At 70.9% G+C, this 12,849-nt stretch carries 10 protein-coding genes and 1 pseudogene; 7 read left to right on the top strand and 4 right to left on the bottom strand.

Features of this window, described 5'->3' with window-relative positions; genetic code table 11:
* The first annotated feature begins 151 nt into the window (after positions 1-151).
* Complete coding sequence (locus KWI83_RS35880; protein ID WP_218518560.1) at positions 152-1,729, top strand: S8 family peptidase; 1,578 nt, start codon at positions 152-154, stop codon at positions 1,727-1,729.
* Positions 1,730-1,736: 7 nt separating this feature from the next.
* Here the strand turns inward: KWI83_RS35880 and KWI83_RS35875 are convergent, their stop codons facing one another.
* Positions 1,737-2,939, bottom strand: coding sequence for a serpin family protein (locus tag KWI83_RS35875; protein WP_218518559.1), 1,203 nt, complete (start codon positions 2,937-2,939; stop codon positions 1,737-1,739).
* A 110-nt stretch (positions 2,940-3,049) separates the two neighbouring features.
* On the opposite strand from KWI83_RS35875, the gene KWI83_RS35870 reads away from it, so the two are divergent.
* The 6 genes from KWI83_RS35870 to KWI83_RS35845 all read left to right on the top strand — a co-directional run bounded on the left by KWI83_RS35870 (position 3,050) and on the right by KWI83_RS35845 (position 9,582).
* On the top strand, positions 3,050-4,249 hold the full coding sequence (locus KWI83_RS35870; protein ID WP_218518558.1) for a DUF4190 domain-containing protein: 1,200 nt from the start codon (positions 3,050-3,052) through the stop codon (positions 4,247-4,249).
* Positions 4,250-4,396: 147 nt separating this feature from the next.
* Entirely contained in the window at positions 4,397-5,149 is a 753-nt protein-coding gene (locus KWI83_RS35865; RefSeq protein ID WP_218518557.1) for a GntR family transcriptional regulator, read from the top strand.
* Positions 5,150-5,462: 313 nt separating this feature from the next.
* Complete coding sequence (locus KWI83_RS35860) at positions 5,463-5,651, top strand: SPOR domain-containing protein (protein ID WP_218518556.1); 189 nt, start codon at positions 5,463-5,465, stop codon at positions 5,649-5,651.
* 36 nt (positions 5,652-5,687) lie between these two features.
* Positions 5,688-6,104 (top strand): (deoxy)nucleoside triphosphate pyrophosphohydrolase, encoded by a 417-nt coding sequence (locus KWI83_RS35855; RefSeq protein WP_218518555.1) that lies wholly within the window; start codon positions 5,688-5,690, stop codon positions 6,102-6,104.
* A gap of 181 nt (positions 6,105-6,285) precedes the next feature.
* Positions 6,286-6,714: an ATP-binding protein gene (locus KWI83_RS35850; protein ID WP_374106455.1), complete on the top strand. Its 429-nt coding sequence runs from the start codon at positions 6,286-6,288 to the stop codon at positions 6,712-6,714.
* 261 nt (positions 6,715-6,975) lie between these two features.
* Positions 6,976-9,582 (top strand): SpoIIE family protein phosphatase, encoded by a 2,607-nt coding sequence (locus KWI83_RS35845; RefSeq protein ID WP_218518553.1) that lies wholly within the window; start codon positions 6,976-6,978, stop codon positions 9,580-9,582.
* Between the two features lie 401 nt (positions 9,583-9,983).
* Here the strand turns inward: KWI83_RS35845 and KWI83_RS35840 are convergent, their stop codons facing one another.
* From KWI83_RS35840 to KWI83_RS35830, 3 genes and pseudogenes are all read right to left on the bottom strand, one after another.
* Entirely contained in the window at positions 9,984-10,493 is a 510-nt protein-coding gene (locus tag KWI83_RS35840) for an immunity 49 family protein (protein WP_218518582.1), read from the bottom strand.
* Between the two features lie 52 nt (positions 10,494-10,545).
* Positions 10,546-11,406, bottom strand: coding sequence for an immunity 49 family protein (locus tag KWI83_RS35835; RefSeq protein WP_218518552.1), 861 nt, complete (start codon positions 11,404-11,406; stop codon positions 10,546-10,548).
* Positions 11,403-12,849, bottom strand: a pseudogene (locus KWI83_RS35830) (hypothetical protein); the annotation flags it as partial. The pseudogene KWI83_RS35830 and the gene KWI83_RS35835, both read right to left, overlap by 4 nt.

Below are 12,849 nucleotides of genomic sequence, written 5' to 3'. Positions count from 1 at the left end.
TGTGCAGGGCCCTTGTGCAATTCCTGTGGAAGCCTCAATCTTTCGGCTGACGCACAGTGAGCCACAGTGGATTGACATGCACCTGCCATATGCCCCGCTGTGCCGTCGCCCCCACACACCAACGCACCACCGATTGAGGAGGACCCCTCAGATGGCAGTGATGCGTACTCCCCACCGCGCCACCCGGCGAAGACTGGCCGCGCTCGGCGCCCTGACCAGCGCGGCGCTCGCCGCGGGCCTGGTCTCCGCCCTTCCCGCGGCGGCCGAAGGCCACATCCAGTACGAGGGCGCGGCGAACGCCGTCGCCGACAGCTACATCGTGACCCTCAAGGCGGACCGGGCCCGCTCGGGCTCGGCCGAGGGGCGCGCGCTGGCCAAGCAGTACGGCGCCACCATCGAGCGCACGTACACCAAGGCACTGAACGGCTACGCGATCGAGGCCTCCGAGACCGAGGCGAAACGTCTCGCCGCCGACCCGGCCGTCGCCTCCGTCGTGCAGAACCGCACCTTCAGCATCGACGCCACCCAGCCCAGCCCGCCCTCCTGGGGCCTGGACCGCGTCGACCAGCGCAACCTCCCGCTGAACAGCTCGTACACCTACCCGGACTCGGCCGGGCAGGGCGTGACGGCGTACGTCATCGACACCGGCGTCCGCATCACCCACAGCGACTTCGGCGGCCGCGCCTCCTACGGCTACGACGCCATCGACAACGACAACACCGCCCAGGACGGCCACGGCCACGGCACCCACGTCGCCGGCACGGTCGCCGGCAGCGCCTACGGTGTCGCCAAGAAGGCCAAGATCGTCGGCGTCCGCGTGCTGAACAACTCCGGCTCCGGTACGACCGCCCAGGTCGTCGCCGGTATCGACTGGGTCGCCCGGAACGCGGTCAAGCCGGCCGTCGCCAACATGTCCCTCGGCGGCGGCGCCGACTCCGCCCTCGACACCGCCGTACGCAACGCCATCGCCTCCGGCGTCACCTTCGCCGTCGCGGCCGGCAACGAGTCCACCAACGCCTCCACCAAGTCGCCCGCGCGCGTGACCGAGGCGATCACGGTCGGCGCCACCACCAGCTCCGACGCCAGGGCGAGCTACTCCAACTACGGCTCGGTCCTGGACCTGTTCGCCCCGGGCTCGTCCATCACGTCCGCCTGGAACAGCAGCGACTCGGCCACCAACACCATCTCCGGTACGTCGATGGCGACCCCGCACGTCGCCGGAGCGGCGGCGCTCTACCTGGCCGACAACCCCTCGGCCACGCCCGCGCAGGTGTCCACCGCGCTGACGTCCGCGGCCACCACCGGCGTCGTCACCAACCCCGGCTCCGGCTCGCCCAACCGGCTGCTGTACGTCGGAGAGGGCGGCGGCGACCCCGACCCGCCCGGCGACCGCTTCGAGAACACCGGTGACTACGCGATCAACGACAACGCCACCGTCGAGTCCCCGGTGACCGTCTCCGGCGTCTCCGGCAACGCGCCCTCGTCCCTCGCCGTCGAGGTGCACATCGTGCACACGTACATCGGTGACCTCCAGGTCCAGCTGATCGCCCCCGACGGCACGGCGTACACGCTGAAGTCGTACGGCACCGGCGGCAGCTCGGACAACATCGACACCACCTACACGGTGGACGCCTCGTCCGAGACCGCCAACGGCACCTGGAAGCTCCGCGTCAGCGACAACGCGTGGTGGGACACCGGGCGCATCGACGCCTGGGCGCTGCAGTTCTGACGTCACATCACCTCTGATCGGTCGTCTCGTCCTCGCGGTAGGGCTTCGGGTCGGTGACCCAGCCCGCCGCGAGGACGAGGCACGTACGGCGGTCGAGGGCGAGGAAGCCGAAGGGGCGGTCGAAGGTGGTGCGGGCGAGGGTGGTCACGTAACGGAACTGGGGAATCCCGCCCGCCGCCATGGCGACCGCCGTCACCGCTCCGGCCCGGAAGCCCAGCGCGCCGAACCGCGCCAGCGCCGACTGCCGAGCCGAACCGACGGCCAGCGGGGCGTCGCTGATGCCGGGGAAGTGTCCCTGTGTGGCGTTCCGCGCCGTCGTCAGCCCGAACAGGCGGTGCGCCGCCAGCAGATCGTGCTCGGCCGTCATGTCGTACGCCACCGTCCGCACGGAGAGTGTCGGCGGCTGCGGGGTGACGCAGCGCATCTTCTCGATGTGCAGGCCCGGTCCCGCGTCCCCGTACGGGAGCCGGGGCCCCGGAACGACCCTGCGCCTTCCCGCGAGGATGTCCACGCCCGCCGTCAGCACCTGCCCCGGTGTCATCCGCTCCTCGCCGAGCAACAGGTGGACGCTGACACCGTTGCCGCCCAGCACCTTCAGCTCGGTGACGGCACCGTCGGGCGTGTCGGCGACCCCGACCCGGTCCAGCAGGGCGCTGCGGCGGCTCAGGCCCACGAGGGTCCTGCCCCGCCAGGGTCCGTCGGCCGGCCACAGCGGCGTCTCCTCGAAGGGCCGCAGCCAGTCCGTCCGCAGGGCCAGCGCACTCGCCAGCACCATCTGGGTGTCGTCCCTGAGCGCGACCGGCATCCGCTCGATCAGCCCGCCCGTCCGCTTGTCCGCCCACGCGTCCAGCGCCGCCCGGTCGGCCCCGAGGTCGCCGGTGAGCACCCCGTGCGCCTCGGCGGGCAGCCCGGCCTCCCAGGTCTCCTTCACCTCCAGCGAGCGTTTCGTCCACAGGCCCAGCGCCGAGTCCAGGCCGCGCATCCCGGCCAGGGCGGCGAGCAACTCCCGTCCCGCTCCCGCCGCCTGGTCCGCGGGCAGACCCACCGCGTCCGCCAGCTCCGCCCGTGCCGCACCCCCGGCGCCGTCCGCGAGGAAGGCGAGCAGGGGCCACACCCCTGCCGCCGAGAAGGCCGTACCGTCCGTGACGGTGTGGGCCCAACGTGCCGTCAGCCCGTTCACCGCGTGTGTCGTCGCCCGCGCAACCTGCATTCCGCCCCCACTCGTCGCCCGCTTACGATGCGCCAGTCGTCCCACTCGCGCAGGCGAGTCGTACGTCCGTCTCCGAGCCTCGCCAAGCCCGAACCAGGAGCACCGTACCCGTGTCCATACCCCCGCCCCCTGGGGCCCAGCAGCCGCAGGACCCTCAGGGTCCCTACGGCCCGTACCCGGCTCCGCAGGCACAGGGGCCGTATGGCGCGCACGGCCCGTACGGTGCCCAGGGCCCGTACGGTCCTCAGCCGCCGTACGGGGCGTGGGGCCCCTACCCGCCGCCGGGGCTGCCGCCGGTCAACGGTGTCGCGATCGCCGCCCTCGTGCTCGGCATCCTCTGCTTTCTGCCGGCCGTCGGGCTGGTGCTCGGGTTGATCGCGTTGCGGCAGATCAGGCGCAAGGGCGAGCGCGGGAAGGGCATGGCGGTCACCGGGGCCGCGCTGTCGTCCGCAGGGCTTGTGCTGCTGGCCGTGTCGCTCTCGACGGGCGCCGTGACCGCCTTCTGGGAGGGCTTCAAGGAGGGCGCGCGGGACAGCGTGATCGTCTCGCTGGACGAGGGTGAGTGCTTCAACTCGCCCGGTGGGTCGCTGGAGGGGGAGACGTACGACGTCGACGTGGTGCCCTGCTCCGGCCGGCACGACGGCGAGGTGTTCGCCACCGTCGCCCTGCCCGGCGGCACCTTCCCCGGCGACGACCACGTCACGAAGGTCGCCGACGACCAGTGCTACGCGCTGGAGAGCGACTACGCCATGGACAGCTGGGCCCTGCCCGACGACGTCGACGTGTACTACCTCGTCCCGACCCGGGACAGCTGGAGCCTCGGCGACCGTGAGATCACCTGCATCTTCGGCAACACCGACGCGGAGGGCAGCCTGACCGGCTCGCTGCGCAACGACGAGAGCACGCTCGACGCGGACCAGGTCGCCTACTTGGAGGCGGTCCGCGCCATCGACGCCGTACTGAGCGAGGAGCCCGAGGCGTTCCCCGAGGAGGACCTCACGGCGAACCGGGACTGGGCGCAGGACATGCAGGACGTGCTCGCCGAGCAGGGCGCGGCGCTGGACGCGCACACCTGGCCCGCCGGCGCCGAGCGGCCCATGGCGGACCTGGTGAAGGAGCTGGAGTCGGACCGCAAGGAATGGGCGAGGGCGGCGGACGCCGGGGACGCGGACACCTTCTACGTGCACTACAACGAGGCGTACGGGTTCTACGACGGCCCGGTCACCGTCACCGCGCGCGAGGCCCTGGGGCTGGACACCAGTCCGCCCGCCGACTATTCGGGCGAGGGCGGCTCGGACGCGGACGTGTGATCAGTCCTATAGCGGGGAGAAAGTGCCTGGGTAAAGCCTGCCGGGGCCAGAAGTAATCACATCGAGTGATTCTCTGGCCTTCACTTGCCTGGCACAACCCACGGTTGCCACGCTGTTGCTGTCTGTACAACCTGATGGGAGCGGCCAGTGACATTCGGTGAGCAGCCGGCGTACCTGCGCGTCGCGGGTGATCTCCGTCAGAAGATCGTCGACGGTCTGCTGCCACCGCACACCCGCCTGCCGTCGCAGGCGAGAATCCGCGAGCAGTACGGGGTCTCGGACACGGTCGCGCTGGAGGCGCGCAAGGTGCTCATGGCGGAGGGGCTGGTCGAGGGCCGCTCCGGTTCCGGGACCTATGTGCGGGAGCGGCCCGTGCCCCGCAGCATCGCCCGCTCCGGGTACCGCCCGGCCGGCGGTGCCACGCCGTTCCGGCAGGAACAGGCCGACGCCTGCGCGCGCGGCACCTGGGAGTCCAGCAGCGAGCAGACCGAGGCGAGCGGCGCCATCGCCGAGCGGCTCGGCATCCGGCCCGGCGACCGCGTGATGTGCACCAAGTACCTCTTCCGGGACGGCGGCGAGCCGATGATGCTGTCCACCTCCTGGGAGCCGCTCGCCGTCACCGGACGTACGCCGGTGATGCTGCCCGAGGAGGGCCCGCTCGGCGGCATGGGCGTGGTCGAGCGCATGGCCGCCATCGACGTGGTCGTGGACAACGTCACCGAGGAGGTCGGCGCCCGCCCCGGTCTCGCCGAGGAACTGCTCGTGCTCGGCGGTGTCCCCGGACATGTCGTCCTCGTCGTGCAGCGCACCTTCTACGCCTCCGGGCGCCCGGTCGAGACGGCCGACGTCGTGATCCCGGCCGACCGCTACCGGGTCGCTTATCACCTCCCGGTGAAGTAGCGCACCACCACACGGCAGTTGCTCCCGGCACAGGCGTGCCGGGAGCCTTTTCACGCGCCGGTGGATTCCGGACGTTCTCGCAGGTGACCCCGGCGTACCCGGCATCCCGCCGTATGCCGCTGACCGGATGCGCCGCGGTACGAGCACGGCGCGTTCGACGTCGTGCGCCCCCCTGGTACTGGCTTGTTGCGTACCTCTTTGTGAAAAGCCGTATTCGCTGCGTGAAGGTAGGGCGTAGGCTCGGGCATATGCGGATTGCGGTTTCCTTAGCGGGCGGGGCGCGCGGGCCGAGGGCGGGAAGCGGAGGGGCGCGATGAACGACAGCACGGTGACTCTTCCGTGGCTGGTCATACGGCAGGACGACAGCGGCAATCGCTACAGCGTGGGCAGGTACGCGACGCGGGCCGAGGCCCAGAAGATCGCGGACAGCCTCGACAGCCGGGGGCACAAGCAGCTCTATTGGGTCGAGCGCATCGGGCAGGACGAGCAGGACGAGCTGTGAGGAGTGCCGCCGGGAAGCTCCCGTAGGCTCCGGCGCATGACGGAACGGATCGTGGTGGTGGGCGCCGCCCTGCTCGACGGCGGCCGACTGCTCGCCGCGCGCCGCAGCGCGCCCCCCGAGCTGGCCGGCCGCTGGGAGCTGCCCGGCGGCAAGGTCGAACCGGGCGAGACGCCCGAGGCGGCGCTGGTGCGGGAGTTGCGCGAGGAACTCGGCGTCGAGGCGGAGGCCGTGCGGCGCGTGCCCGGGCAGTGGCCGCTGAGAGCGCCGTACGTCCTCCAGGTGTGGACCACCCGGCTGCGTACCGGCTCTCCCGAGCCGAAGGCCCTTCAGGACCATGACGAACTGCGCTGGCTGACGGCCGGGACGCTGTGGAGCGTGGAGTGGCTGGAGCAGGATGTCGAAGCGGTGCGGGCGGTGGCGCGGGTGCTTGACGCCGGCGGGTTGGCGGGCTGACGGATGACCGGCGTGAAGTGCGGGCTCGTAGGAGCACGAAGGGAGTGATCCGGCGCCGCGGCCGCCCTGTTGGTGCGCGCCTGCGACCCGTACGCCGTTGGCGCCACAGTGCGCCCTCCTCAGCGGTACTGCGCCGGGGATATCGGGTATGTGGCCATTAACCCCACGAAACCGGGCACGTGTGGGCTCACTGTCCTGGGAAGTGATCGGCGTGATCGACAGCGATGGCGAGTGCGCCGAGTGGACCTTTGCAGCCGACCCCACAGCCGTGCGCACCGCGCGGTCCGTCGTCCGCCGCCAGTTGCACGGCTGGGCGCTCGACAGTGTCAGTGACACCACGGCACTGCTGGTCAGCGAACTGGTGACGAACGCGCTCCGGCACGCCACCGGCCCCATCGGGGTACGCCTGGTGCGCCCCGCCGGCCTGCCCGACGTCCTGCTCGTGGAGGTGTCCGACCCGCTCCCCGACCTGCCCCACAAACGCGCCGCCCACCCCGAGGACGAGAGCGGGCGCGGGCTGCAACTGGTGGCCTCCTCCTCGCGCCGCTGGGGAACCAGGCCCGGGGAGTCGGGCAAGACGGTGTGGTTCGAACTCGCCGTCCCGGGCTGAAGGCGGGTCGCGGACCGCTTACAGCGGTCGTACTGCTGTCCACGGACGGGATCCGGCCGGAAGTCGTTGCCCGAAGGCGTGATTCGAGGGTGTGTCCCCTGGTTAGAAGACTGGAAGTGTTGTCGCGGCACGGTCCGAAAACCGCCTGGACCGTGCTGTGATCGTGAACACCGTGTTGTGCGGCGCCGTAGTGCTGGATACTGCGGGCAGCCGCCCCCGGTGACCGGTGCCGGACGCGGTGAGCTGGAGGGGACGGTTCGCGTGAGCGAGATACCAGCGAAGGCCACGGAGTCCGAGGACCCGTCGGACGGCGCAAGGACACAGGCCGCGGGTGCCTCCGGAGAGATGGCGCCTTCCGACGCCCTGTGGCAGAGCAGTCCGCCCGGCTCGATCTACGACTACATCAAGGTCGCGTCCTTCTCCATCGGCCCCGACGGACTGGTCGACCAGTGGAGCCTGCGCGCCGCGAACGTCTTCGGCATTCCGGCCGAAAGGGCCGTCGGGATGGATCCCATCGAGGCGTTCATCGACCCCGATCTGCGCGAGCGCGGACAGCGGAAGATGGCCGAGATCCTCGACGGGCGGGAGTGGACCGGTGTGGTGCCCTTCCGGCTGCCGGAGACGGCCGAGGGAGGGCGCGGCGGTACGGGGCTCGCCGAGGTCTATGTGATGCCGACCCGCACCGAGGGCGGCGAAAGGGCGGCCGTCTGCATCGTCGTCGACGTGCGGGTGCTGCGCCGTATCGAGACCGACCTCGCCGCCTCGCAGGCGATTTTCGGTCAATCCCCGTTCGGCTTCCTGCTGATCGACCCCGATCTGAAGGTGCGGCGCGCCAACCAGAGGTTCGCCTCCGTCTTCGGCGGCACACCCGACGACCACCGCGGCCGCGGGGTCCACGACTATCTGCCGCGCGGCGAGGCCGAGCGGGTCGCCGCGACGCTGCGCCGGGTCCTGGAGACCGGTGACAGCATCACGGACATGCACGTCACGGGCTTCGTGCCCGGCTCCGAAGACCGTCGCCACTGGTCGGTCAACCTCTACCGGGTGCACAGCGGCAGCGGCCGCCCCATTGGCATCGCCTGGCTCGGAACCGACATCACCTCCCGCCGCGCCGCCGCCCGCGAGGCCGCTGCCGCCCGGCGCAATCTCGCCCTTCTCAACGAGGCCGGCGCGCGGATCGGCAACTCCCTCGACCTGGAGACCACCGCCCGCGAACTCCTCGACGTCGTCGTCCCCGGCTTCTGCGACATGGCCACCGTCGACCTCTACCAGGGCCTCCTGGTCGGCGACCAGAACCCGCAGAGCCTTGCCGACGGCAGCGCCGAACTGCGCCGCGTCGCCTTCGCCAGCGCCGTCTCCGACGCGCCCTTCGCCGGCACCGGCAAGCCGGTCACGGTCGGCGCGGTCCACCACTACCCCTTCAACTCGCCCTGCGCCGACGCCCTGCGCACGGCCCGCCCGCAGACCGTCCCCGCCGAGGAGGGCGGACTCGTCCAGTCCACCCTCGCCGTGCCGATGGTCGCCCACGACACGGTCGTGGGACTCGCGCAGTTCGCGCGGACGAAGGGCAGCGAGCCGTTCGGCGAACGGGACCGCGACCTGGCGGTGGAGCTGGCCGCGCGGGCCGCCGTCTGCATCGACAACGCGCGCCTGTACCGGCGCGAGCACGAACGCGCGTTGATACTGCAACGGTCCCTGCTGCCACCCGGCGACCCGGTCGCCTCCGGTCTCGACATCGCCTGCCGCTATCTGCCCGGGAACGCCTCCACCGGCCGCCCCAGCGAGGTCGGCGGCGACTGGTTCGACGTCATCGAACTGCCCGGGCACCGTACGGCGTTGGTGGTGGGCGACGTCATGGGCCGAGGCCTGCGCGCCGCCGTCGCCATGGGTGAACTCCGTACGGCTGTCCGGACACTGGCCCAGCTCGACCTCGAACCGGCCGAGGTGCTCTCCCAGTTGGACGAGATCGCCCGTGGCCTGGGCGCCCCCGGCGGCATCCAGCAGGCCACGCGGGCCGCCCGCCGCCCCCGCGAGGCGGACCTGTCCGAGGTGTACCTGGCGACCTGCGTGTACGCCGTCTACGACTCCGTCACCCGCCGGTGCACCTTCGCCAACGCGGGCCATCTGCCACCGGTGCTGGTGGAACCGGGGGAGGCGGCGCTGATGCTCGACGTACCGCCCGGCCTGCCGCTCGGCGTGGGCGGAGAACCCTTCGAGGAGGTCGAGGTCGAACTCCCCGAGGGTGCGCTGCTCGCCCTCTACACGGATGGACTCGTCGAGTCCCGGGACCACCCGCTCGACGAGGGCCTGCAGGCCTTCGTCGGAGCGCTCACCGACCCGGCCCGCCCGCTGGAGGACGTCTGCGACCAGGTCCTCAACACCCTCGACACCCACCACGGCGAGGACGACATCGCCCTGCTCATGGCCCGCGTCCAGGGCCTGCCCGCCGAGTCCGTCGGCGACTGGACACTGCCGCGCGAGCCGCGCAGCGTGGGGCGGGCCCGCGAGTACGCGCGCGGCCAGCTCCTCAGCTGGGACATGGAGCCGCTGGTCGACACGACGGAGCTGCTGGTCAGCGAACTGGTCACGAACGCGCTGCGGTACGGCGAGGGCGAGATCAGACTCCGTCTGCTGCTGGACCGCACCCTGGTGTGCGAGGTCTGGGACGCGGGCCTGGTCCAGCCCCGCCGCCGCCGCGCCCGCGACACGGACGAGGGCGGCCGGGGCCTCCAACTCGTCGGCCTGCTGTCGGCCGCGTGGGGCTCACGCCGGACGCATCGAGGCAAGACGGTGTGGTTCGAACTGCCGTTGCCGGACGGGGAGAACGGGGTGGTGGATCCGGCGGAGGCGTTGTTGAGTCTGTTCTAGACCGGGGTCTGACGGTCGGCTGGATTAAGGGGTCCTTGCACTATGAGCGTCCGACCCCGGGCGGGCATAGTGCAAGGGCCCCTAAGGGCGTGCCCTCGTGGCCGGTGCCCGTAGCCGCGGCACGCTCGTCGCGGCGCGTTCCTCCAGCAGCCCGGCCGCCGCAGTCAGTACGTCAGATAGCCCGCTTCCTCAGCACCGGCGGGGCGGGGGGTCGCCCTTTCGGTGCCGGGGCGAGCCGGTCTCCCGCGGAGCGGTGCAGACGTAGCCGACGGCTTCTGGGCGGGATTCGCCGACCTGTGGGAACGTGGATTCCCAGAAGACCGTTCGGCCGGTCTGCCTCAACGAAGTTCCCGGCTGTCGGACGTATGAACGGCCGGGCAACGCCCGTCGCCCATCGCGGGCTACCGATGCTCGGTCGCCTCCAGAAGCCGGGGCGGCAGGTAAGGGGAGCTGACGCGGATCCGCCAGCCCCTGCGACGGGCGTGGCAGGCCAGAGCCAGAATGCCCAGGTCGATTGCGGCGTCCGCGTCGTCGCCGCGGTCCGCCACGGCGAAGTGGTCACGGTGTGCTTCCAGGGCGTCGATGAGGGCCAGGTTGAAGCTCTCCTCGTCGCCCTCGACGAGTTGGGAGAGCAGGATGGCGGGTGGCAGCTGAAAGCCCCACCTGGCCACCTTGTCCAGGTCTGCCAGAGCGCGGTCCATGGCGGGCTCGGGATCGTCGGCGCGCAGGTAGGCGTGCAGTGCCTGGTAGTACGACGCGTAGGCGGAGCCGTCCGCGAGAACGCCGGGGTCGATGAGTACCAGAGGGGCCAGATGCTCACGCCTGCCGGTGATCAGGGCAAAGTACGTCGCGGTGAGCCACTGCGGTGCCTTGACGGAGGAGGCGGCAGCCGCTCCGAAGCGGGACCCCAGGGCGACGTTTTCGAGCTGCTGGTCGCTGTAACGACGTGGACGACGACCGGGCTCAGACCTCGAACTCGCCGAGCCAGCCGCGCTGGAGGAGGTGCTTGGGGAGGTAGTCCGACTCCACCTCGATCGGGATTTCTCCGTCGTAGGCGAGACAGGCGATGGCGAGCGGGCCCAGGGCGACACGGCCCTCGGGGTCCTTTGCCCGGTCCTCGTCGGCCGTCCAGTACGCCTTGTGCAGCTCCAGGGCCTCCACGAGGGCCTGGTTGAAGCCATCGTGGTCCTTGCGCAGGAAGCGGTAGAAGAGGTTGATCGGCGGATACAGAACGTTCTGCAGCAGATCACGGGGCGCGACGGTCGCCACATCGGGGTTCGAGCCCTGCAGCGCCGCGGTCAGTTCCTCCACCATCCCCGGCCGCTGCAGCCAGTACGCCTGCAGGGCGGCCACCCAGTGGTAGACGTACTCGTCGAACTGGCCCTCGGGAGAGCGCAGGCGGTCCATCGGGATCTCACAGAGCCGGGTCATGCGTTTCTGGTCGCGGCAGATGATCGAGAGCCAGAATGTGGTGAGCCAGCTCCCGGCATCGGCGTACGGGCGAGGACCGAGAGCCGGGATGTGACGGATCTTGTGGTTGATGCGACAGTCGACGGTCCCCTCGCTCTGCCCGGTCACGGCGAACAGCGCCGAGCCGAACTGCAGGGCGTTGACGGTCGCCTCCCACGTTTCGAGCTGGGCGGCGCGGGGGTCCACGGTGCAGTGGGCCTGCACGCTGAGCAGGGCCGTGCTGAACATGAAGTCGATCTTGTTGGGGTGTCGCTCGATCTTCTCAGCGTCCGCGGTGACCTCTTCACCGAGCGCCTCGGCCCAATTCGCGGAGTCAGGGCCGGGTCCTCCGTGGCGGGCGATCTTGACGGTCACGGGGTGCTCCTGTCGGCGATGTCGAACTGCCTCATGCTGTAGCCAGCGTACTCGCCGGCGTTTTCCTGGCCCTTGACGACTATGTAGTCAAGCTTGCCCTCGTCCAACGCTTCTTCCAGTTCTCGCGCGAGACGCCGTTCGGACGGGTTGGTTTCACCACGCTTCTTCATCTCGCGGATGATGTCCAGGAAGTACTCCCTCGTCCCCTGGGAGACCCGCTTGCCGCTGGGTAGATTGCGGGCTCCCAGATCGGTCTTCACGTTGCTCTTGGCCTCGACGACGACGAAGCCGCCGTCCTCGCGCCGCCACACCTGGTCGAACTGGTCGTTGCCGTTGGCCGGGCCGTCCAGTGGCTCCCGGGTGGCGTTCGGGTAGTGCTCCGGAATGACGTGGTGCTCGGCGATGGCCTCGCCGTACGCCTCCGCGTTGTCCCGCATGTCGCGGTGCGCGGCCTTGTACTCGTAGGTGCGCTCGACCTGATCCCAGTGCGTGTCGGGCGTGGGGTTGTTCTTGTGCGCCTCTACAGCCTCGGCCTTGTGGCCGGCGGCGGCTGTGTCGTAGCCGATGGCATAGTGCCGGTTCGCCGCTGCCTCGTCGAGAGTCCTGAGGGCCTCGGGGCTCGCGGTTTCGCGCCCGACCTTGATCGCGTCGCCGAGGTAGTGGGGCCGGATGGGGTCCGGCGCGTCCTTGACCGAGATCCAGGGGTGCCGGGGTGACTCCCGGGTCAGCTGCGGAGGAGTCGTCCCGCTCTCGTCGGTGAACTCCAGGTTCTTACGGTTGCCGTTGGACTTGTAGAACTCCTCGAAGTACCCGGGTTCGTGGTTGGCACGGTAGACCTGGATCTCGTGGACCTGCTCCGGTGTGAGCGAGCCCTCCGGTCCGTAAGGGTTGTCGCCGTCACGCATGAAGCTGGGCCGGGCGGCTTCCGCGTCCCGGGCGGGTGCGCTGCTCTCCGGGGCGGGCGTGGCGTTGTCCCCGCCTGTGGCGGCCTCGTCGCCGACACGGCCGATGTCGTCCAGCCCGCCGCCCGTCGGGCCGTAGGCGCGGGGCAGCGTGTCGGTGGTGCTGGCGCCGGGCAGGTCGTGGTGTGCGGACGGACCGCCACTGAGATCGTCGCCGTGGCCGCCGGGGAGGTTGTCGCCGACGTTGTTGGCCGGGACGTTGGTGTCGATGCTGTTCGTCGGCATGTTGTCGCCGACTCCGCCGCCGGGGAGGTTGTCCGCGGTGCCGCCGGGGAGGTGGTTGCCCAGGCCGGTGCCGGGGACGTTGCCTCCGGCGTGGACGGCTGGGGTGACGGGGACGTCCTCGCCTACGCGGCCGACGTCGCCCAGGTCGTCGAGGCCGTTGCCGAGGCGGATGTGCTGGGCAGCCTGGTCGGTGGTGTGGGCTGCCGCGCCCGCCATGGCCGGTTCGCGGAGCGGGGAGTCCACCCGGGGGACGTCC

This window comes from Streptomyces sp. TRM70350, from assembly GCF_019219825.1.
Lineage (GTDB): Bacteria > Actinomycetota > Actinomycetes > Streptomycetales > Streptomycetaceae > Streptomyces.
The sequence above is the reverse complement of the archived record's forward strand: the minus strand, read 5'-3'. Positions and strand labels throughout refer to the sequence as shown.

What these genes read in the sequence shown, in the direction of transcription:
- KWI83_RS35875 (WP_218518559.1), bottom strand. Translation starts at nt 2,939, where the DNA reads ATGCAGGTTGCGCGGGCGACGACACACGCGGTGAACGGGCTGACGGCA.
- KWI83_RS35855 (WP_218518555.1), top strand. Translation starts at nt 5,688, where the DNA reads ATGACGGAACGGATCGTGGTGGTGGGCGCCGCCCTGCTCGACGGCGGC.
- KWI83_RS35880 (WP_218518560.1), top strand. Translation starts at nt 152, where the DNA reads ATGGCAGTGATGCGTACTCCCCACCGCGCCACCCGGCGAAGACTGGCC.
- KWI83_RS35860 (WP_218518556.1), top strand. Translation starts at nt 5,463, where the DNA reads ATGAACGACAGCACGGTGACTCTTCCGTGGCTGGTCATACGGCAGGAC.